Origin of the sequence: Actinoplanes sp. NPDC049681, from assembly GCF_044465265.1 — a bacterium.
In the GTDB taxonomy this organism is placed as follows: Bacteria; Actinomycetota; Actinomycetes; order Mycobacteriales; family Micromonosporaceae; genus Actinoplanes.
In genome coordinates this window covers 152,260-171,949 of the sequence record NZ_JBITLP010000006.1, presented here as the reverse complement: position 1 = coordinate 171,949, position 19,690 = coordinate 152,260, and the positions used below count along the sequence as shown (strand labels likewise).

Sequence of the window (19,690 nt, the reverse complement as noted above, 5' to 3'; positions counted from 1 at the left end):
GCGCCATCGTGAAGACCCCTCGGGCCAAGCGTCGGTGGCGCGTCCGATGCAGCGACATTGAGGGGATACCGCGGATATGGCGAACCCGTTCGTCAAGGGCTGGCGTTACGTGATGGCGCTCTTCGGCGCGAAGATCGACGAGTACGCCGACCCGAAGGTGCAGATCCAGCAGGCCATCGAGGATGCCCAGCGGCAGCACCAGGCGCTCGTGCAGCAGGCCGCGGCGGTGATCGGCAACCAGCGTCAGCTCGAGATGAAGCTGTCGCGGCAGATGTCCGAGGTCGAGAAGCTCCAGGGCATGGCCCGGCAGGCGCTGGTCCTGGCCGACCGCGCCCGCGCCGCGGGCGACGAGGCCGAGGCCCAGAAGTACGAGTCGACCGCCCAGACGCTCGCCACCCAGCTGGTGTCGGGCGAGCAGTCGATGGAGGACCTGAAGACCCTGCACGACCAGGCGCTGGCCGCCGCCGGGCAGGCCCGCAAGGCGGTCGAGAACAACGCGATGGTGCTCCAGCAGCGCATCGCCGAGCGCTCCCGCCTGCTCAGCCAGCTCGAGCAGGCCAAGATGCAGGAGACGGTCGCCAAGTCGCTCGAGTCCATGTCCTCGCTGGCGGCGCCCGGCAACACCCCGTCCCTGGACGAGGTCCGCGACAAGATCGAGCAGCGGTACGCGAACGCGATGGGCCGCGCGGAGCTCGCCTCCAACTCGGTCGAGGGCCGCATGCTCGAGGTGCAGAAGTCGAGCCTCGACCTGGCCGGCTCGTCCCGCCTGGAGCAGATCCGGGCCAGCATGGCCGGCGAGAAGCTCGGCGGCACCCCGGCCCAGCCGGCGGTCGAGCAGGCCGCCCCGGCGGCGGACCCGGCCGGTGTCGCCCGCCTCGACGAGATCCGGGCCAGCATGAACAGCAAGCGCGGGGACACCACCGCCGCGGGCTGATCGGGCCGAGCGGCCCGGAGCGGAAGGGGAGCGGACGGTGGACGACAGGACCAGATACTTCCGGCGGCTCAAGCGCCTGCGCGGCTCGGCGCGGCGGTGGAGCGTCATCGGAGGTGGGCTGACCGCGGCCACCGCTGTGCTCACCCCGTACGCGGGAATCGGGATCGCCGACGCCGCCTGGGCCGCCTCCGCCGGGGCCTCGGTGGCGCTCGCCTGGTGGCGGTGGAGCGACCACCGGCAGCTCGCCGCGATCCCGCCCCCGCCGGCCCCTCCGCCGGCCCTGCCGGGTCAGCGCCTGATGGCGGCGGTCGAGCGGTTCCCCGCCGGCCGCCAGGTCGTCCAGGAGGTACGCCGCCAGCGCAACCGCTACGCCGTCCGCGGCTCCGCCGTTGCGCAGGCCTGGGATCGGCTGGACCGCGCCTCGACCACCCTCGCCGGGCTCGCCGGCAGGCTGACGGGCCCCGGCGAGGGCGCGGTCCTGGAGGCGGCCGTCGCCGAGCAGTGGCTCCGCGACCTCGGGCAGCGGGTGGCCAGCGTCGAGCGGGCCCTCCCGCTGACCCCGCCGGACCGCCGCGCCGTCCTGGAGGAGTCCCACGAGAGCCTGGCGACGCAGTTCACCGAGGGAGTGTCCGCGTACGAGCGGCTGGTCGCGGCGGCGGCGAGCTATGTCGCCGAGGACGGGCACCCGGTGACCGGCCAGCACCCGGCCCTCGGCAGCCTCACCGACGCGACGGACCGGCTGCGCGGCCTGGCCGAGGGCCTCTCCGAGCTCAAGCGCCCGCCGACGCCGGCCGCCTGAGCCTGGTCCTGCCCTCCTTGATCGCTGCCGCGACGCGCAGCGGCAACGCCAGCACGGCGAACACGGCTCCCGCCACGCACACCCCGGGCCAGCCGGCCCGGTCGTAGGCCACGCCGGACACGGCGGCCCCGGCGAAGCCGCCCAGGAAGTACGTGACGGTGTAGGCGGTGGTCACTCGGTTGCGAGCCGCCGGCCGCAAGGTGTAGATCACGCTCAGGTTGGTCGTCTGCAGCCCCTGCACGCCGAGGGTCCAGCAGGATGATCCCGAGCAGCAAGGTGGCCGCCACGCGACCACCCGCGATCGCGGCGAGACCCCAGCCGCCGAGGATGCACACCATCAGCAGCCCGGTCGCCCGGCGTTCGTGGCCGCGGTCGATGAGCCGTCCGGCCAGCGGCGCCGCGAGCGCGCCCGCGGCACCGGCCAGACCCACCAGCCCGATCGCCGCCTCGCCGTAGTGGTACGGCGCGCCGGCGAGCAGGAACGCCAGCGAGGCCCACAGGGCGGAGAAGCCCGCGAAGGACAGGAACCCGTACGCACAACGCAGCCGCAGCAGGGGTTCCTCGCGGCGCAGCGCGGCGGTGGACCGGAGCAGCTCCGGGTATCGCAGGCGGGCACAGATGCGATGTGGTGGTGTGGCGGTGTCGATCAGGCGGCCAGGTCGGGCCATTGCAGGGCGACCGAGCCCCAGGTGACGGCGCCGCCGAAGGCGGTCAGCAGCACCCGGTCGCCGGCCTTGAGCGCGCCGGTGGACGCCGCCTCGTCGAGCGCCAGCGGGATCGAGGCGGCCGATGTGTTGCCGTAGTGGCCGAGGCTGACGAAGGCGCGCCCGGCGGGAATGCCCAGCCGTTCGGCGACCGCGTGCAGGATGCGGACGTTGGCCTGGTGGCCCACCAGCAGGTCCACACTGGAAGTGTCCCAGCCCGTACGCCGCAGCACCTCCCGCGACGACTCCTCCATCCGCAGGACGGCGTGCATGAACACCCTCTTGCCCTGCATCTGGAAGTAGTGGTCGTCGGGCGCCGCCGGCTTGCCGGACGAGCGCTGGCGGGCCCCGCCGGCCGGCACGATGATCAGGTCGGCGAGGCTGCCGTCGCTGCCCAGGGCGAACTCGCGCAGGACGCCGGGCTCCCTCTCGTCGCCGGCCCGCAGCACGACCGCGCCGGCGCCGTCCCCGAAGATCGGCGCCGTGGTGCGGTCGTCCGGATTGATGATCGTGCTGAAGGCCTCCGCCCCGATGACGAGCACCCGGCGGGCGCCGCCCTGGGCGATCAGCCCCGCCGCGGTGAACAACCCGTAGATGAAGCCGGAGCAGACCGCGGCCACGTCGAACGCGGGCACCGTGCCGAGCCCGAGCCGGCTGGCCACCGTGGGTGCGGTGGCCGGGCAGGTGTGGTCCGGGGTGGTGGTCGCGACCACGACGGCGTCGACCGGTTCGCCGCCGGCCGAGTCGAGCGCCCGGCGACCCGCGGCCACGGCCAGGTCGCTGGTGGACTCCTCCGGGCCGACCCGTCGCCGCTCGGCGATTCCCGTGCGGCTGCGAATCCACTCGTCGCTGGTGTCCATCCGCTCAGCCAGCATCGCGTTGATGATGCGCTGCTCCGGTACGGCCGCACCGAGCCCCGCGAGGACGGCGTGCCTCACTTCGTGGCCCAAGCCCGGTCGGACTCGATGGTCATGTCGACGGCCTTGTACTCGTCCTGGGCCAGGGCGATCGCCTTGTCGACGTCGGTGACCGTCTCGAAGCCGAAGACGGCCCGCTACGCCCGAATCGGTGCCGGTTCCCCGCAATGGCGGGCGCGCCGGTCCCGGTCACCGCGGGGGCGGCGGTGACCGGGACCGGGAAACAGGCGCTCAGCACGGGGGGAGCGGCAACTCCCCGCGTTCCTCGAGCACCCGCCGCACCACGCTCATGGCGTTGATGGTGCGGGGAAAACCGGCATACGGAAGGGCCTGCAGCACTGCCTCGACGACCTCTTGCGGCTTCAGCCCCATGTTCAGGCCGCTGACGAGATGCGAGGTGAGCTGCCGTTCGGTGTCACCGAGCGCGATCAGCACGCCGATGATGACCAGCTCCCGCCGGGCGGCGTCGAGGCCCGGGCGGGAATGGATGTCGCCGTACGCGAACTCGATCGCGAACCGGGGCAGGTCCGGTGCGACCTCCGCGAGCACCCGGTACCCCTCCTGCCGGCGCTGCGGCGCGTCGCCGTCGATCTCGGCGATCCGGGCGGCGCCCCGGTCGTAGCGCTCGCCTTCACCCCACGCGCTCATGACGTGGCGCTGTGCGTGCTGGTGAAGGCCAGAATGCGGCGCCACGCGTCGTCACACGCCTCCCGCCACTCGCCGAAGGAGCGGTCGAAGAAGGAGTGCGGGGCGTTGTCGTAGACGTACATCTCGTGGGTGGCGCCCGCCGCCTTGAGCTTGGCGTCCAGCTCGTGGAACTTCTCCTGCGGGGTCGCCACGTCGTCGCCCGCGATGAGCATCAGCACCGGCGACGACACCTTCTCGACGACGTCCTCGACGTGCGCCGGGTTGCCGTAGAAGCCGATCGAGCCCGCGAGCGGCAGGTCGCCCGCGGCGAGCCGCCACGACTGGCCGCCGCCGAAGCAGAAGCCGACGGAGAACGTCGCGCCCGGGTTGGCCGCCGTCACGTGCTCGGCCGCCGCGCGTACGTCCGCGGCCACCTCGTCGGCCTGAACCTGCGGGAGCAGCGGCTGCCAGTCGAAGTCGTCGTTGCGCTCGCCGACCCCCGCGGTACGCCCGTAGTAGTCGACCACGACGGCGCCGAAGCCCGCCTCGGCGAAGCGCCGCGCGAGATCCTGGTAGTACGCGTGCACGCCGCGGACATCGGGCAGGATCACCACGTTGCGGCCGTTGGGCTCGCCGGGCAGCGCCTGGAACGCGCCGAATCGCGTATCGTCCGCGGAGGTCAGCGTGAGCGGACCGGCCTCCTTGACGCTGCCGGTGACCGGCGCGGCCGGCGGCCTGCTCTCGGTGCTGTGACACATGGATGGAGCTCCTTCGGTCTCGAGGTGCGGTGAATGCCATGGTCGTGACCGCGGACGGGGGCAGCCAGACCCCTGTCCGACCCGGGTACCGGCCTTACTGGTAACGACAGGACCACCCTGAGCTCGCCCGCGCAGGGAATACTGGCCACCATGGACGATCGCCCCGAACTGGGCCGTTTCCTGCAATCACGCCGGGCCCGGATCAGCCCGGAACGCGCCGGCCTGCACGTCTCCGCACGCCGGCGGGTGCAGGGACTGCGCCGGGAGGAGGTGGCGCAGCTGGCCGACATCAGCGTGGAGTACTACGTCCGGCTGGAGCAGGGCCGCGCCACCCGCCCGAGTCCGGAGGTCCTCGACGCTCTCGCCCGTGCCCTCGAACTCGACGACGTCGAACGCGCCCACCTGCAGGACCTCACCCGGACCGGCGCGGTGAAACCACGCCGCTCGCCGCAGCCCGAGCGGGCCCGCCCGGAGCTGGTGCAGCTGCTCGGGCTGATGGAGAAGACGCCGGCGCTGTTGATCAACTATCGGATGGACGTGCTGGCCTGGAACCGGCTGGCGGCCATGTTGTTCTTCGACTTCGACGCGGTCTCGGCGAAGGAGCGCAACCTCGCGCGGTTCGCCTTTCTCGACCCCGCGAGCGGCGAACGATGGGTCGACTGGGCGGATGTCGCGAAAGCGACCGTCGGTGCCCTGCGGCTGGCCGCCGGTCGCTATTCCGACGATGAGGCCCTGGCTACACTTCTCGGCGAGCTCACCATGCGCAGCGAGGCATTCCGGAATCTGTGGGCCGGCCGCGATGTCCGGGAACGCACGCACGGCCAGAAACGATTCCGGCACCCGCTTGTCGGCGAACTGACATTGCGTTTCGAGAATTTCGACCTGCCCGGCGTGGCCGGTCAGCGCCTGGTCGCCTTCTCCGCCGATCCGGCCGGCCCGGCGCAGGCGGCCCTCGACCTCATCGCGATGTGGAACGCGCCCGAGTCGGCGCGTCCCGCCACCCGCGAGTCCTGAGGTTCAGCCGCCCGCGCCCGCGGGACGCCGGCTGGAGGACATCCGGACCCAGCGCTTCGTCATCGAGAAGACCATCGTGGACGGCGCGGACGGGATCGTCCTCGGCGAGCTGGCCCACGAGGTCATCGCCACGGGCAAGATCTTCGAGGGCCGGTTCGCCCTGCGGATCACCGTGGAGCAGGGCCGGATCACCCGCTACACGATGTTCGAGAACAGCTACGCGGCGGCGCAGGCCTTCACCCCCTGACCGCCGCCTCGCCGAAGGCGGGGGGCGTGGATCCGGCCCCCGTTCGGATCCACCCCCGCCCTTCACCGAGGTTCCGGCTGGCAGTGCGGGCACCAGTACGTGACGCGCTCGTCCTGCTCCGCCTTCGCGATCGCGGTGCCGCAGCGACGGCAGGGCTGGGCTCTGCGGCCGTACACATAGCTGGTCTGGCCCTTGCGTAGTGAGCCCGTGGTCGTCTGGGTCCAGCGGCCGCGGTTCGAGGCGAGAAGCTTCTGGGCCAGGACCACCGTGCCCGGGAGGTCCGGCACGTCCGCCACCGGTGTCCAGGGCCACAGGCCGCGCAGGAACAGCGTCTCCGCCTTGTAGAGGTTGCCCACGCCGGCGAGGTTGCGCTGATCGAGGAGGGCCTCGGCGATGCTGGCCTCGGGCCGGGCCGCGATGCGGCGCACCGCCTCCTCCGGGTCCCAGTCGTCACCCAGCAGGTCCGGGCCCAGGTGGCCGACGAGGGAGTCCTCCTCCGCGGTCGGCACCAGCGTCACCTCGTGCAGGTGATAGCCGACGGCCACGGACCGGTTGGTCCGCAGCACCACGCGGATCAGATGCGCCGGGCGTCCGGTCCAGCGCTCGCCCGGGGCGTACGCCCGCCAGGCGCCGTCCATGCGCAGGTGGGAGTGCAGGGTCATGGCCCGGTCCTCGCGGGTCAGCCGGAGCAGCAGGTGCTTGCCGCGGCTGGCCGACTCCGCCACCGTCCAGCCGGTCAGATCGGTGGTCGCGAGCCGCGGCACCCGGAAGTCGGAGCCGGTGAGGACGTCACCGGTCAGCGCGCGTTCCAGGACTCGGGCCGTGTTCCATACGGTGTCACCTTCGGGCATGTGCTCTAGCGTTCCGCAACGCGCACCACATCGCCCGGGCGGACCGAGAGCACGACGACCGCCCGGCCGCCGTTGACCGCGATCGCGAGCCGGCCGGCGGAGTCCTCGTACACGATCATCTCGCCCTGTCCGGCGTCGCCGAACGTCTGCGCCCGGCGGGCCTTCACGCCGCCGACGACCAGCTCGGGGCCGAGGCCGGCGAGCATGCTGCCGCCCGCCGCGAGCTGCACGTTGCCGAACCGGTCGACCGTGACGACCTCGGCCTCGATCCAGCCGTCCCCGATGGCGACGACCGGGTCGGGCAGGCGTACCACGGACTTCGGATCGACCGACCGTCCGGCGTCGGCGAGCGGCTGGCCGAGCGCCAGCCGCGCCGCGACGGGGGAGAAGACGTCGCGCCCGTGGAAGGTGCGCGAGACGTCGCCGAGGAACCACTCGCGGTTGGTCAGCTCCACCACGGTGTCCAGGCCGCCCAGCGCCTCGGCCGCCCACACCAGCAGCCCGTTGTCGGGTCCCACCAGGATGCCGTTCGGGGTGCCGACGGCGATGCCGCGCCGCTCGGTGCCGACCCCCGGGTCGACCACGGCGACATGGACGGACGGCGGCAGGTGCGGCGCCGTCTGCGCCAGCACCGCGGCCCCCCGGGCGACGTCCGCCGGCGGCACGTGATGGGTGACGTCGATGACACGAACGGCGGGAGCCAGGCGCGCGATCACCCCGTGGCAGGCGGCGGCGAAGCCGTCGAACGTGCCGTAGTCCGTGGTGAGGCTGATCCATCCATAGGAGCCCATGGGGAGTTACGTTACTGCCCCGGCACGCTCTGTGTGCGGCAGGTCCCCTGGGCGGGTCGCCGGGTCTGGCAGGGTTGCACCATGCGTCTCGTCATCTTCACCGAACCCCAGCAGGGCGCCTCCTACGAGGACCTGCGCCGGGTGGCTCAGCTCGCCGAGGAGGCCGGGTACGACGGCTTCTTCCGCTCCGACCACTACCTCGCCATGGGCGGCGACGGCCTGCCCGGCCCGACCGACGCCTGGGTGACGCTGGCCGGGCTGGCGGTGCAGACCTCCCGCATCCGGCTGGGCACGCTGGTCACCTCGGCGACCTTCCGCCTGCCCGGCCCCCTGGCGATCAGCGTGGCCCAGGTCGACGCCATGAGCGGCGGCCGGGTCGAGCTCGGCCTGGGCGGCGGCTGGTTCCAGGCCGAGCACACCGGCTACGGCATCCCGTTCCCGCCGCTCGGCGAGCGCTTCGACCGCCTCGAGGAACAACTCGAGATCGTCACGGGACTGTGGACGACACCGCAGGGTGAGACGTACGGCTTCGACGGCAAGCACTACCAGATCCTGGGCTCGCCGGCCCTGCCCAAGCCGGCCCAGTCCCCGCGGCCGCCGATCATCGTGGGCGGGGCCGGCAAGAAGCGCACGCCGGCCCTCGCCGCCCGCTACGCCGACGAGTTCAACACCCCGTTCGCCAAGATCGACGACCTGCCCGCGATGTACGACCGCGTCCGCGAGGCATCCCGGGCCATCGGCCGCGACACACCCCCGGCGTTCTCGGCGGCCGCGGTCCTGTGCGTCGGCCGCGACGACGCGGAGGTCGCCCGGCGAGCCGCGGCGATCGGCCGCGAGGTGGACGAGATGCGCGGCAACGGCGGCATCGTCGGCACCCCGGACCAGGTCGTGGACATCCTCGGCCGGTACGCCCGCGCCGGCGCCTCGCGGATCTACCTGCAGACGCTGGACCTGAGCGACCTCGACCACGTCGAACTGGTCGCGTCGGCGGTCGCGCCTCAACTCGGCTGACGGCATCTGCTCATTCGGCCCCGTCCGCCTACTCAACGGACGGGGCCGGTATGTGTCGCGTTGGTGGTGATGCCGTGCTAGATCGTAAAGTCGCAAACCGTGGAGATTGTCACCGCCCGGCTCACTTTGCGCCGACCGGTCCCCTGCGACCTCGACGCGATCTACGAGATCCACCACGACCCGGAGGCCTGCCACCACAATCCGTCCGACCTGCTCGCCACCCGTGGTGACGCGGAAGAGCTCTTCGCGAAATGGGACGAGCACTGGCGCCGGCACAGCTTCGGCTACTGGGTGGCGTGCACCCGCGAGGCCGGCACCACGATCGGCTTCTGCGGTCTCAAGTTCGTACGCTTCCGGGACCGGGAGGTGCTCAACCTCTTCTACCGCTTCGACCCCGCGGTGTGGGGCAGCGGCCTGGGCACCGAGGCGGCGACCGCCGTCGTGGAATGGGCCGGCGAGCACCTGCCGGAATGGCCGGTCCTGGCCCGGGTGCGCCCCGACAACATCGCGTCCCAGCGGGTCGCCCTGCGCGCGGGACTGACCCGCGCCGACCAGCTCGACGAGCCCGGCGAGGACGGCCCCGACTGGATGTACGTCCTGCGCTGGCCGGGCGCCTCCGCTCAGGCGTAGCCGGGGCCGTCGATGATGCCGTAGCGGGCCATGACGGCGGCCCGGCGAGACCGGTTGACGGCGCGGACCCGTCGGGCGACGAAGAACACGTCGAGCAGCGTCCACACCCCGAGGCCACCGAAGGTGAACAGCATCGCTATCGAGCGGGCGGTGTCACCGAGGTAGAACCGGTGGCCACCGAGGAGGCCCACGACGCACCACAGGGCGTAGGCCACGCGGACGTCCTTCTTGACGGCGTCGTACTCGGCCTCGGCGCGGAGCATGCGGATCTTCTGCCACTTCGGGAGTTCGGCCTGGCCCGGGCTCATCGGCGCAACGATAGCCGCCGTCCCGGCAACCCCGCATCACCGGATTCGGCCCGGCCCGCGGAGTGGGCCAGGCGCTGAGTCCACTGTCAGACAGGCATGGCCCCGGCGTGGTCGGCCGCGAGAACCCGAAGGTGCTCGATGTCGCCCAGGGCTGCGATACCGCTGGGTCCGACGGAGACGTCCCGCGGATCGCGGGTGGGCGTCTCCGTCAACGCGGGGACGCTGCGACCCGCACGCTCCACCAGGACGATCGCGGTGGCGGTGAAGCCCTCCAGCAACGACCTGAGGATCGGATGGCTGGATGACAGATAGCGGTGCACGAGCGCGTCGACGAAGACGGTGAACGTGTCCAGGTCGATGTCGTACTCGTCGCCCATGACGAGGCTGATTCCGGTCGGCAGGTCCACCAGCGGGGCGATTGCCTCGCTACTGCGGAGGAAGAGCTGCGCCACCCGGGTCGCAGGATTCCACAAGACCACGTCACCGACCTGGAAGTACTGGCTCACTGCACTCAGCCCCGCAGACGCAAACCCCGGGGCGTCGCCCGGAAGCCGGCCGCCGTCAGCGCATCCCGCAGCGGCGAGGAATGCACCGATTCGCCGTCCGCCCGCTCCACCGACATCGCTCCCAGGGCGCCTGAGCGCACCGAGGCTGCCAGCGCCTGGCCGGCTGCCACCAAGGCCTCGTTGTCGTCGGTGAACGAGAGGAGGGTTCGGCCGCCGCGTTCGACGTACAGGGTCAGGTCGCCGGTCACCAGGACGACGAGGGCTCCTGCTTTGCGGCCTGCTCGGTGGCCCGCCGCCGGGACGGTTTCGCCGTTGCCGCTGTCCACGACCCGGTCCGGCCAGGGCAGCGCCGCGCCGTACGGGTTGGCCGGGTCGGTGGCCGCCAGCACCACGGCCGTGGCGCCGGCGCGCTTGGCCAGCTCGGCGGGCTCGGACAGGGCTCGGAGCCGGTCGACCGCGCCGGGGACCGCGAACTGGGCCGCTCCCAGTCCTTCGACGAAGTAGCCACGGCGGGCTGCTCCGCGTTCTTCGAGGGCGCCGAGGACCGGGTAGACCGCCGCGAAGCCGCCGGTGACGCCCTCGGCCATGACGGCGCCACGGGTGACGACGCCGTGGCGTTCGAGGAGGAGGTCGGCGAGGGCTGCCGCGCGGCGGGTCGGGTCCAGGTCGCGATCGGGGAGGCGGGACCAGCGGCCTGCCATGGCGGGTGGACCGCTGCGCGACGGCATGGTGGGGCGGCCCGGGCGGCGGTAGCGGGTGCGAGCCGGGGCCGCCTTCGCGCGGTGGGCGCCGCTGCCGCCGAGCAGGGCCCGCAGCGGTGCGAGGGTGTCGTTGGTGAGGTGACCCGCCCACACGAGATCCCACACGGCCGCGGCGAGGGCGGTGTCGTCGGTGGACCCCACGCGGTCGGAGAGGTTGCGGAAGAACAGTGCCTGGCCGTCGCCGAGGGTGTCGAGAATCGCCTGGTGCAGGGGCGTCAGCGCCAGCTCGTCGTCCGGGGGCGGGAGCAGCAGCGGGGCGCTGTCCGCGTAGGCCAGGGTGACCCAGCCGTCGCCGCCGGCGATGCTGCCCGAGCCGGCCCAGAGCACCTCGCCGCCGGCGCAGAGCTCGTCGAGCTGCGGGGCTGCGTAGTCGGCGACGCGGGCCGGCAGGATCAGCCGTTCCCAGGCCGACGCCGGCGCCGCCACGCCCTGGAGCTGCTCGACGGCGGCGGCTACCGCGTCGACGCCGCGGGCGTTGCCGCCGATCTGGTGCCAGCGGGGCAGGAACGCGGCCAGCACGCGCGGCGGCACCGGCTCGATCTCGCGGCGCAGGGCGGCCAGGGATCGCCGGCGCAGCAGCCGCAGCACCTCGGCGTCGCACCACTCCGTGCCGGCGCCGCCGGGGGAGAACTCGCCGGAGACCACCCGCCCGGTCGCGCTGAGCCGCTTGAGGGCCTGTTCGACGACGAAGACGCCGAGGCCGAACCGGGCGGCGCAGGTGGCCGCCGCGAACGGGCCGTGGGTGCGGGCCCACCGGGCGACGAGGTCACCGAGGGGGTCGGCGACGGGTTCGAGGTAGGCCTCCGCGACGCCGACCGGCAGGGCGACACCGAGGGCGTCGCGGTAGCGGCCCGCGTCCTCCACGCCGATCCAGCGGTCCTCGCCGGCGATGCGCACCCGGATGGCGCGGCGGGCTGCTGCCAGCTCGTCCATCCAGCTCAGGTCCACCGAGCGGGCGGTCAGCTCCTCGGGGGACAGGTCGCCGAGCAATCGGAGCAGCTCGGCGGCGTCCTCGGCGTCGCGCGGCGTGCGCTGGGTGGTCAGCCACTGCAGCTGGCTCTCGCTCTCGGTCACCACCGCCGGGTCGAGCAGCTCGCGCAGGTCCACGCGGCCGAGCAGCTCGCCGAGCAGCGTCGAGTCGAGGGCGAGGGCGGCGGCGCGGCGCTCGGCCAGCGGGGCGTCGCCCTCGTAGAGGAACGCGCCGACGTACCCGAAGAGCAGCGAGCGGGCGAACGGCGACGGACGCGGGGTCTCGGCCTCCACCAGGCGCACCTTGCGGCCCGCGATCTCGCGCATCAGCCCGACGAGGCCGGGGACGTCGAAGACGTCCTGGAGGCATTCGCGGGCCGCCTCGAGCGTCACCGGGAAGTCGGCGAACTCGCGCGCCACGTCGAGGAGCTGGGCCGAGCGCTGCCGCTGCTGCCAGAGCGGCTGACGGCGGCGGGGATCGCGGCGCGGCAGCAGCAGGGACCGGGCGGCGCACTCGCGGAACCGGGAGGCGAACAGCGCCGACGTGCCGACGGACTCCTCGACGAGCTGGGCGATCTCCTCGGGGTCGAAGGCCACCAGGTCGGCGCCGGGCGGCTCCTCCGCGGTGTCGGGCAGGCGCACCACGATGCCGTCGTCGGACGGCATGACCTGACCGTCCACGCCGTACCGCTCGCCGAGGCGGCGGCCGATGGCCAGGGCCCACGGCGCGTTGACCCGCGCGCCCAGGACGCAGTGCACCGTCATCCGCCAGTCGCCCAGCTCGTCACGGAAGCGCTCGACCACGATCGTGCGGTCGTCAGGCAGGTTGCGGGTGGATTCGCGTTGCTCGCGGAGGTATGCCACCAGGTTGTTGGCGGCCCACTCGTCCAGGCCGGAGTCGCGCAGCGAGGCGGTGGCGGTGTCGTCGCCGGCGCGGGTGAGGCCGCGCAGCCGCGCCCCGATGGCCCGGCCCAGCTCCACCGGGCGACCCAGGGCGTCGCCCTTCCAGAACGGCATGCGCGCGGGCGCCCCCGGCGCGGGGGAGACGAGCACGCGGTCGGGCGTGATGTCCTCGATGCGCCAGGAGGTGGAGCCGAGCAGGAACACGTCGCCGACGCGGGACTCGTAGACCATCTCCTCGTCGAGCTCGCCGACGCGGGACGCGCGCTCGGAACCGGCGAGGAAGACGCCGAACATGCCGCGGTCGGGGATCGTGCCCCCGCTGGTGACGGCCAGCCGCTGGGCGCCCGGGCGGCCGGTGAGCCGGTCGGTCGTACGGTCCCAGACCAGCCGGGGACGCAGCTCGGCGAACGCGGTGGAGGGGTAGCGCCCGGAAAGCATGTCCAGCACCGCGTGCAGGGCCGAGTCGGGCAGCTCGGCATACGGTGCGGCGCGGCGGACCAGGGCGGCGAGCTCGTCGACGTGCCATTCGTCCAGCGCGACCATGGCGACGATCTGCTGGGCGAGGACGTCGAGCGGGTTGCGCGGATAGCGCAGCTCCTCGATGGCTCCCTCGCCCATGCGCTCGGCGACGACGGCGCACGAGACGAGGTCGCCGCGGTGCTTCGGGAAGACCACGCCCCGGGAGATCGCGCCGACCTGGTGCCCGGCCCGGCCGATGCGCTGGAGGCCGGCGGAGACCGACGGCGGCGCCTCGATCTGGACCACCAGGTCGACCGCACCCATGTCGATGCCCAGCTCGAGGCTGGAGGTGGCCACCACGGCGGGCAGCTGCCCGGACTTCAGCGCCTCCTCGATCTGCTTGCGCTCCTCGCGCGACACGCTCCCGTGGTGCGCCCGCGCGACGACCGGCGGCGCCCCGCCCGCCTCCCCGGACTGGGCCATCACCTGCGCCGGAGGCCGCGGTGCAGGGGTGAGCTCCCCGCCGGCCCGCTCGAGGGCGAGCTCGTTGATCCGGGCGCAGAGCCGCTCGGCGCCCCGCCGCGAGTTGGTGAAGACGATCGTCGAGCGGTGCTCCTGGATCAGGTCGAGCACGCGCTCCTCGACCGCCGGCCAGATCGACGGCGAGTGGCGGCCGGCGCCGGGGTCGTCGGCATCCGGGTCGGGCACCTCGTCGAGGCGGGTCATGTCCTCGACCGGGACCTGGACCTCCACCTCGATGGTCTTGGCACTCTTCGGCTGGACGATCTCGACGTCCTGGGCACCGCCGAGGAAGCGGGCGGTGTCCTCGATGGGCCGCACGGTCGCGGACAGGCCGACGCGCTGGGCGGGCCGGCCGAGCAGGCCGTCGAGGCGCTCGAGGGAGAGCGCGAGGTGGGCGCCGCGCTTGGTGGCGGCAACGGCGTGGACCTCGTCGATGATGACGGTCTCCACGCCGCGCAGGGACTCGCGGGCGGCCGAGGTCAGGATGAGGAACAACGACTCCGGTGTGGTGATCAGGATGTCCGGCGGCGTACGCGCGAAGCTGCGCCGTTCGTCGGCCGGGGTGTCGCCGGTGCGCATGCCGACGGTGATGTCCGGGGGCGGCACGCCGAGCCGTCCCGACGCCTGCCGGATCCCGGTGAGCGGTGCCCGCAGGTTGCGCTCGACGTCGACGGCGAGCGCTTTGAGGGGGCTGACGTAGAGCACCCGGCAGCGATGCTTCGGGTCCTCGGGAACCGGCTCGTGGGCCAGCCGGTCGAGCGACCACAGGAATGCCGCGAGGGTCTTGCCGGAGCCGGTGGGGGCCACCACCAGCGCGTTGCGCCCGGCCCCGATGGCCTGCCACGCTCCGGCCTGCGCGGCCGTGGGCGCGGCAAAGGCGGCCTTGAACCACTCGCGGGTGGCCAGGCCGAATCGCTCCAGCACGTCTGACACGCCTCCCATCGTGCCCCGGGGGTACGACAGAAATGCGTGGGCCGAGGAAATCAGACGCCGGAGCACAGTTCGGGCACCGGACAGGCGGCGATACCGGACCGGACGGACCATGGTGTTCGTCCCGTGAGGGAGAGCACATTGATGCCTGACGCTGAGACCGAACGGGAGGCTCCGTGGTGAAGCGCATCGCTGCCGTGGTGGTCATGCTCGCCGCAATCGCCCTGCCCGCGTCGCCGGCGGCGGCAGCCGGAGCGGGCTATGTGCGGCTGGCGCACCTGTCGCCGGACACGCCGGCGGTCGACGTCTACCTCAAGGGCGCGAAAGGCAAGGCTCAGCGGTTCGACGGTGTCGCGTACGGGGCCATGTCCGATTACCTGCGCCTGCCGACGGGCACCTACTCCGTGGCGATGCGCAAGGCGGGTGCCGCCGCGAGCACGCCGCCGGTGCTCACCACCCAGGTCACGGTCGACGACGGCGCGGCGTACACGGTCGCCGGCGTGGGCCGCTACGCCGACCTGGGCCTGCGGGTGCTGAAGGACGATCTGCGGCTGCCCGGCCGGGACGAGTCCAAGATCAGAATCATTCAGGCTTCGGTACGCGCACCCGTACTCGACGTGGGCGGCGCCAACGGCCGGACCATCGCCGACGGGGTCGCGTTCGCCACCACGACCGCCTACCGGGAGGTGAACCCGGGCAAGTGGACGGTGCAGGTGCAGCCGTCCGGCGGCGGCAAGGCCAGCGATCTGCCGTGCACGCTGGGCGCGGGCAACGTCTACTCGCTGCTGGTGCTCGACGACAAGAACGGCGGCCTCAAGCCGGAGCTGCACATCGACGCGGCCCGGCGGGGCGGTGTGCCGCAGGGCGGCGTCGCCACCGGTGCCGGCGGCAGCCGCCCGGATGATCCACTGCCGATGGCGCTGCTGCTGGCGGGTCTTGCGGCCGCGCTCGCCGGGTGCGTCGTGGTCGCGCTCCGGCGCTCTTGATGACCGTACGGACCACCGCGCGGCGGGCGCTCCTGCCCGTGGCGGTCGGCCTGCTCACCGGGGTGGTCGTCGCGGTCGGCTATCTGGTGACCCATGAGCCCCGCGCTACTCCTGATGGCGTCGCGCCGGCTGTGTCCGTACCGTCTAATTTGCCTGGACCATCCGATTGGCCGCGCCCGGACGGGGTGCCGGACCCGTTCCGGACCGCGAAGCCGGAGCTGAGCGGCCGGCCGACCCGCCTGCGGGTTGCGGCGCTGGGCATCGACACGGAGCTGGAGACGCTGCATCTCGGGGCCGGCGGGGAACTGGTGCCGCCCAAGGGCGACGAGCGGGCCGGGTGGTTCGCCGACGGCACCGCGCCCGGCGACATCGGTCCGGCGGTGCTCGCGGGCCATGTGGACTCCCGGAGCGGCCCGGCGGTCTTCTACCGGCTGCGGGAGATCACCGTCGGCGACCGCATCGAGGTGGTCCGCGGCGGCAGGACGGTCCGGTTCACCGTCACCGCGACGGCCTGGTATCCGAAGAAGGCGTTCCCGACCGACCGTGTCTACGGCCCGACGCCGGACCGTCAGCTGCGGCTGATCACGTGCGGCGGCGTGTTCGATCGGAGTCTCCGGTCATACCGGGACAACCTGGTGGTGTACGCGGTGGCCGGGTGATCGTGGTATCCGAGGACGGGGCAGCACGACTATCCTTCACAACGAAGCGACGGGTGGGAGCCGATGGCGGTCAGGCGGATGCTCATCGCCGGTCGGTATCGTCTCCACGAGCCGGTCGGTGCCGGAGGCATGGGCCGGGTGTGGCTGGCCCGCGACGAGATGCTCGACCGGGACGTGGCGGTCAAGGAGTTCGTGCCGCCGGACTGGATGACGGACAACGAGAAGGCCCGGCTGCGCACCCGGACGCTGCGCGAGGCTCGCAGCGCGGCGCGGCTCAACCATCCGCACGTGGTCAAGATCTACGACGTCGTGCACGCCGAGGATCTGCCGTGGATCGTGATGGAGTACGTGCCGTCGCGCTCGCTGCACCAGGTCATCGGCGAGGACGGCCCCTATCCGCCGCTGGAGGCCGCCCGCATCGGCCTGGACGTGCTGGAGGCCATCACCGCCGCCCACCGCGCCGGCGTGCTGCACCGTGACGTCAAGCCGCACAACGTCCTGATCGGCACCGACGGCCGGGTGGTCCTCACCGACTTCGGGCTCGCCACGTTCGTCGACGACGGCTCGGTGACCGGCCCCGGCCTGGTGGTCGGCTCCCCGCAATACGTCTCGCCCGAGCGGGCCCGCGACGGCGCGTCCACGGTGGAATCGGACTTGTGGTCGTTCGGCGCGACCCTGTACGCCGCGGTCGAGGGCCGTTCGCCGTTCGCGCGGGAGAGCGCGATGGCGACCCTGATGGCGCTCGCGACCGATGAGCCCGATCCGCCCGCCCGGGCCGGTCCGCTGGCCCCGGTGCTGACCGGCCTGCTGCGGCGGGAGCCGGTCGAACGCCTGACCGGCAAGGAGGTGCGGGAGCGGCTGCGCGCCATTCTCGCCGCCGAGGCCGTGCCGGCGCCCGGAGCGTCTCCGCGCACCGGGCCGCGGCACGCCGCCGATCCGGCGCGGGGCTCGACCCTGGCCGCCGCGACGCGGGTCCGGACGCGACTCGACGCACCGCCGATCCCGCACCAGCGCGATCATTCCTCGTACGTTCCGCTGCGCCCGAGGTCCCGGCTGCTCGTCGCGGGAGTGGCGACGGCTGCCGTCCTGGGCGCCGGCGCGATCGCCGTGGGCCTGACGATCCGTGACGACTCCGCGCCCACGCCACCCAGCGCCATCGGCTCCCCGCCGGTGGCGTCCTCGTCCGGCGTCGGCGGCGGCGCCGGCGGCTTCAGCCCGGTCGGCTGCCTGAGCCCGGCCGGACCGGGGCTGCCCCGGACCCCGCAGTCCGGCGCGGAGAAGCTGCGCGACGGCTGGGCGCTCTACCAGGGCTGGTCCTACTTCACCCAGGGCGACTTCCACATCGCGGTGCCCGACGGCTGGACGGTCGAGCGCATCGGCACCACGCTCTGCTTCCGCGATCCCAGCAACCTGCGGGTGCTCAGCGTCGACCCCGAGCGCAAGGCAAAGGGTGATCCGGTCAAGGCCTGCCGGGACGAGGCGGCCCGGCTGCGGGTCGCGGGCGACCTGCCCGGCTACCAGCAGTACGCGCTCAGGAAGGTGCCGTCGCTCACCCGCGCCGCCGACTGGGAGTACGCGTACGACGGCCCGAACGGCGTCCGCATGCACGCGATGACCCGCTGGATCGCCTCCGACGGCAACGGCTACGCGTTCGGACTGATGACCCGCGACCTCGACTGGCCGGCCAACTTCGCCACCTGGGGAATGATCGTCAGCACCTTCTACACGGACCCCTGACGGTATGGCTCAGTCGGTATGAATCCATAGAGGGCCGTCTCTGAAATGCTCGGCTTGGCCGCGCGCCACACCCACGGCGCCGGCGACCCGAGCCCGCGGAGGACCCCCGTGAGAGCACTATCCCTGATCGGCGCGACGGCCCTGCTGGCCACCGTCGCGGCGGCGGCACCGGCGCACGCCGCTGCCGTGGCGCCCCCGGACATCCCGCTCGCCAACGTCAAGAACCACCTCTCGCAACTGCAGTCCATCGCCACGGCCAACGGCGGCAACCGCGCCCACGGCCGCCCCGGCTTCCTCGCCTCGGTCACCTACGTGAAGGGCCTGCTCGACGCCGCCGGCTTCCAGACCCAGCAGCAGTCCTTCACGTACGGCGGAGCCACCGGCTACAACCTCATCGCCGACTGGCCGGGCGGCGACACGGCCGACACGCTGATGGTCGGCGCTCACCTCGACAGCGTCACGGCCGGCCCGGGCATCAACGACAACGGCTCCGGCTCGGCGGCGAACCTCGAGGTCGCGCTCGCCGTGGCGCGGACCGGGTTCCATCCCGACCGGCACCTGCGCTTCGGCTGGTGGGGCGCCGAGGAGCTGGGGCTGCGCGGCTCCACGGCGTACGTCAACTCGCTCAGCTCGGCGCAGAAGGCCGCCATCACCGGCTACCTCAACTTCGACATGGTCGCCTCGCCGAACCCCGGCTACTTCCTCTACGACGGCGACAACTCCGACGGCACCGGCTCCGGCCCCGGCCCCGCGGGCTCCGCCGAGATCGAGGACACGTTGGAGGCGTACTTCACGTCGATCGGCGTACCGACCCGCGGCACCGACTTCGACGGCCGCAGCGACTACGGCCCGTTCATCGCGGCGGGCATCCCGGCGGGCGGCATCTTCACCGGCGCCGAGGGCCGCAAGACCGCGGCGCAGGTCCAGCTCTGGGGCGGTACGCAGGCCGCGTTCGACGCCTGCTACCACCGTTCCTGCGACACGACGGCGAACATCAACGACACCGCGCTGGACCGCGACTCGGACGCCATCGCGTACGCGGTCTGGACCCTGGCCGCGGGCACCACCACCCCGCCCGGCCCCGCGGTCTTCTCCGACGACTTCGAGGCGGCCAAGGGCTGGACCACCAACGCCGCGGGCACCGACACGGCCACCACCGGAGCCTGGGAGCGCGGTGACCCCGCGGCGACCTCGTCCGGCGTCGCCACCCAGCTCGGCACCACCGTCAACGGCAGCAACGACCTGGTGACCGGGGCTTCGGCGGGTTCCAGCGCCGGCGCGAACGACGTCGACGGCGGCACCACGACGGTCCGCTCACCCGCGATCACCCTGCCCGCGGGCGCGTCCACGCTGTCCTTCTCGTGGTACCTGGCGCACCTGAGTAACGCCACCAGCGGCGACTACTTCCGCGTCCAGGTGATCTCGGGAACCACGGCGACCACGGTGTTCAGTCAGGCCGGGGCGGCGACCGACCGGGCCGCCGCATGGCAGAAGGCGACCGTGAGCCTCGCCGCGTACGCCGGCCAGACCATCCGCCTGCAGGTCGAGGCGGCCGACACCGGCACCGCCAGCCTGGTCGAGGCGGCGGTGGACGACATCGTGATCACCCAGGCCTGACCTTTCACCGGGCTGTTACCCTTTTTCCGATGAGTGGCAGTATGAGGCCG

Annotated in this window: 19 protein-coding genes and 1 pseudogene; 10 read left to right on the top strand and 10 right to left on the bottom strand. The window is 73.0% G+C overall.

The window, feature by feature from the left end; all coding sequences use genetic code 11:
• Positions 1–76 precede the first annotated feature (76 nt).
• Together ACIBO8_RS22665 and ACIBO8_RS22660 are read left to right on the top strand one after the other, a co-directional pair.
• Positions 77–934 (top strand): PspA/IM30 family protein, encoded by an 858-nt coding sequence (locus ACIBO8_RS22665; protein WP_396117266.1) that lies wholly within the window; start codon positions 77–79, stop codon positions 932–934.
• A 37-nt stretch (positions 935–971) separates the two neighbouring features.
• Positions 972–1,733, top strand: a complete 762-nt coding sequence (locus ACIBO8_RS22660; protein ID WP_396117265.1) for a hypothetical protein — start codon at positions 972–974, stop codon at positions 1,731–1,733.
• Here ACIBO8_RS22660 and ACIBO8_RS22655 read toward each other — a convergent pair.
• From ACIBO8_RS22655 to ACIBO8_RS22635, 5 genes and pseudogenes are all read right to left on the bottom strand, one after another.
• Positions 1,705–1,974 (bottom strand): hypothetical protein, encoded by a 270-nt coding sequence (locus ACIBO8_RS22655; RefSeq protein ID WP_396117764.1) that lies wholly within the window; start codon positions 1,972–1,974, stop codon positions 1,705–1,707. The genes ACIBO8_RS22660 and ACIBO8_RS22655 overlap by 29 nt on opposite strands.
• A gap of 28 nt (positions 1,975–2,002) precedes the next feature.
• A pseudogene (locus ACIBO8_RS22650) lies at positions 2,003–2,401 on the bottom strand (MFS transporter); the annotation flags it as partial.
• Entirely contained in the window at positions 2,380–3,375 is a 996-nt protein-coding gene (locus ACIBO8_RS22645) for a beta-ketoacyl-ACP synthase III (RefSeq protein ID WP_396117264.1), read from the bottom strand. The pseudogene ACIBO8_RS22650 and the gene ACIBO8_RS22645, both read right to left, overlap by 22 nt.
• Before the next feature lie 210 nt (positions 3,376–3,585).
• On the bottom strand, positions 3,586–4,002 hold the full coding sequence (locus ACIBO8_RS22640; protein WP_396117263.1) for a carboxymuconolactone decarboxylase family protein: 417 nt from the start codon (positions 4,000–4,002) through the stop codon (positions 3,586–3,588).
• Positions 3,999–4,739, bottom strand: coding sequence for a dienelactone hydrolase family protein (locus ACIBO8_RS22635; protein WP_396117262.1), 741 nt, complete (start codon positions 4,737–4,739; stop codon positions 3,999–4,001). Before ACIBO8_RS22635 ends, ACIBO8_RS22640 begins: the two co-directional genes overlap by 4 nt.
• Positions 4,740–4,889: 150 nt before the next feature.
• Between ACIBO8_RS22635 and ACIBO8_RS22630 the strand changes: the two genes are divergently transcribed.
• Both ACIBO8_RS22630 and ACIBO8_RS22625 read left to right on the top strand, forming a co-directional pair.
• The gene (locus tag ACIBO8_RS22630; protein ID WP_396117261.1) at positions 4,890–5,753 is read left to right on the top strand and encodes a helix-turn-helix transcriptional regulator; all 864 of its coding nucleotides are present in this window, start codon (positions 4,890–4,892) and stop codon (positions 5,751–5,753) included.
• A 76-nt stretch (positions 5,754–5,829) separates the two neighbouring features.
• Complete coding sequence (locus ACIBO8_RS22625) at positions 5,830–6,000, top strand: nuclear transport factor 2 family protein (protein ID WP_396117260.1); 171 nt, start codon at positions 5,830–5,832, stop codon at positions 5,998–6,000.
• A 62-nt stretch (positions 6,001–6,062) separates the two neighbouring features.
• On the opposite strand, the gene ACIBO8_RS22620 is transcribed toward ACIBO8_RS22625, so the two are convergent.
• Together ACIBO8_RS22620 and ACIBO8_RS22615 are read right to left on the bottom strand one after the other, a co-directional pair.
• Positions 6,063–6,851 carry a DNA-formamidopyrimidine glycosylase family protein gene (locus ACIBO8_RS22620; RefSeq protein ID WP_396117259.1) on the bottom strand — a complete coding sequence of 263 codons (789 nt, stop codon included), beginning with the start codon at positions 6,849–6,851 and terminating at the stop codon, positions 6,063–6,065.
• Positions 6,852–6,856: 5 nt separating this feature from the next.
• A complete protein-coding gene (locus ACIBO8_RS22615) occupies positions 6,857–7,642 on the bottom strand; it encodes an S-adenosyl-l-methionine hydroxide adenosyltransferase family protein (protein WP_396117258.1) in 786 nt (261 codons plus the stop codon).
• 81 nt (positions 7,643–7,723) lie between these two features.
• Between ACIBO8_RS22615 and ACIBO8_RS22610 the strand changes: the two genes are divergently transcribed.
• The gene (locus ACIBO8_RS22610; RefSeq protein ID WP_396117257.1) at positions 7,724–8,653 is read left to right on the top strand and encodes an LLM class F420-dependent oxidoreductase; all 930 of its coding nucleotides are present in this window, start codon (positions 7,724–7,726) and stop codon (positions 8,651–8,653) included.
• Positions 8,654–8,752: 99 nt separating this feature from the next.
• Complete coding sequence (locus ACIBO8_RS22605; protein ID WP_396117256.1) at positions 8,753–9,283, top strand: GNAT family N-acetyltransferase; 531 nt, start codon at positions 8,753–8,755, stop codon at positions 9,281–9,283.
• Here ACIBO8_RS22605 and ACIBO8_RS22600 read toward each other — a convergent pair.
• The 3 genes from ACIBO8_RS22600 to ACIBO8_RS22590 form a co-directional block, all read right to left on the bottom strand.
• Positions 9,274–9,591: a TM2 domain-containing protein gene (locus ACIBO8_RS22600; RefSeq protein WP_396117255.1), complete on the bottom strand. Its 318-nt coding sequence runs from the start codon at positions 9,589–9,591 to the stop codon at positions 9,274–9,276. The genes ACIBO8_RS22605 and ACIBO8_RS22600 overlap by 10 nt on opposite strands.
• A gap of 86 nt (positions 9,592–9,677) precedes the next feature.
• Complete coding sequence (locus ACIBO8_RS22595; protein ID WP_396117254.1) at positions 9,678–10,097, bottom strand: DUF6086 family protein; 420 nt, start codon at positions 10,095–10,097, stop codon at positions 9,678–9,680.
• Positions 10,098–10,102: 5 nt separating this feature from the next.
• Complete coding sequence (locus tag ACIBO8_RS22590; protein ID WP_396117253.1) at positions 10,103–14,653, bottom strand: ATP-dependent helicase; 4,551 nt, start codon at positions 14,651–14,653, stop codon at positions 10,103–10,105.
• A 164-nt stretch (positions 14,654–14,817) separates the two neighbouring features.
• On the opposite strand from ACIBO8_RS22590, the gene ACIBO8_RS22585 reads away from it, so the two are divergent.
• From ACIBO8_RS22585 to ACIBO8_RS22570, 4 genes are all read left to right on the top strand, one after another.
• The gene (locus ACIBO8_RS22585; RefSeq protein ID WP_396117252.1) at positions 14,818–15,627 is read left to right on the top strand and encodes a DUF4397 domain-containing protein; all 810 of its coding nucleotides are present in this window, start codon (positions 14,818–14,820) and stop codon (positions 15,625–15,627) included.
• On the top strand, positions 15,627–16,286 hold the full coding sequence (locus ACIBO8_RS22580) for a class F sortase (protein ID WP_396117251.1): 660 nt from the start codon (positions 15,627–15,629) through the stop codon (positions 16,284–16,286). Before ACIBO8_RS22585 ends, ACIBO8_RS22580 begins: the two co-directional genes overlap by 1 nt.
• Before the next feature lie 63 nt (positions 16,287–16,349).
• Positions 16,350–18,023, top strand: coding sequence for a protein kinase (locus ACIBO8_RS22575; RefSeq protein ID WP_396117250.1), 1,674 nt, complete (start codon positions 16,350–16,352; stop codon positions 18,021–18,023).
• A gap of 45 nt (positions 18,024–18,068) precedes the next feature.
• The gene (locus ACIBO8_RS22570; RefSeq protein WP_396117249.1) at positions 18,069–19,640 is read left to right on the top strand and encodes a M28 family peptidase; all 1,572 of its coding nucleotides are present in this window, start codon (positions 18,069–18,071) and stop codon (positions 19,638–19,640) included.
• Positions 19,641–19,690: the final 50 nt, after the last annotated feature.

Bases quoted from the DNA above. Each gene is read 5' to 3' on its own strand.
- ACIBO8_RS22600 (WP_396117255.1), bottom strand. From the start codon at position 9,591: ATGAGCCCGGGCCAGGCCGAACTCCCGAAGTGGCAGAAGATCCGCATG.
- ACIBO8_RS22615 (WP_396117258.1), bottom strand. From the start codon at position 7,642: ATGGGCTCCTATGGATGGATCAGCCTCACCACGGACTACGGCACGTTC.
- ACIBO8_RS22590 (WP_396117253.1), bottom strand. From the start codon at position 14,653: ATGGGAGGCGTGTCAGACGTGCTGGAGCGATTCGGCCTGGCCACCCGC.
- ACIBO8_RS22580 (WP_396117251.1), top strand. From the start codon at position 15,627: ATGACCGTACGGACCACCGCGCGGCGGGCGCTCCTGCCCGTGGCGGTC.
- ACIBO8_RS22635 (WP_396117262.1), bottom strand. From the start codon at position 4,739: ATGTGTCACAGCACCGAGAGCAGGCCGCCGGCCGCGCCGGTCACCGGC.
- ACIBO8_RS22630 (WP_396117261.1), top strand. From the start codon at position 4,890: ATGGACGATCGCCCCGAACTGGGCCGTTTCCTGCAATCACGCCGGGCC.
- ACIBO8_RS22620 (WP_396117259.1), bottom strand. From the start codon at position 6,851: ATGCCCGAAGGTGACACCGTATGGAACACGGCCCGAGTCCTGGAACGC.
- ACIBO8_RS22610 (WP_396117257.1), top strand. From the start codon at position 7,724: ATGCGTCTCGTCATCTTCACCGAACCCCAGCAGGGCGCCTCCTACGAG.
- ACIBO8_RS22665 (WP_396117266.1), top strand. From the start codon at position 77: ATGGCGAACCCGTTCGTCAAGGGCTGGCGTTACGTGATGGCGCTCTTC.
- ACIBO8_RS22575 (WP_396117250.1), top strand. From the start codon at position 16,350: ATGGCGGTCAGGCGGATGCTCATCGCCGGTCGGTATCGTCTCCACGAG.
- ACIBO8_RS22570 (WP_396117249.1), top strand. From the start codon at position 18,069: ATGCTCGGCTTGGCCGCGCGCCACACCCACGGCGCCGGCGACCCGAGC.
- ACIBO8_RS22640 (WP_396117263.1), bottom strand. From the start codon at position 4,002: ATGAGCGCGTGGGGTGAAGGCGAGCGCTACGACCGGGGCGCCGCCCGG.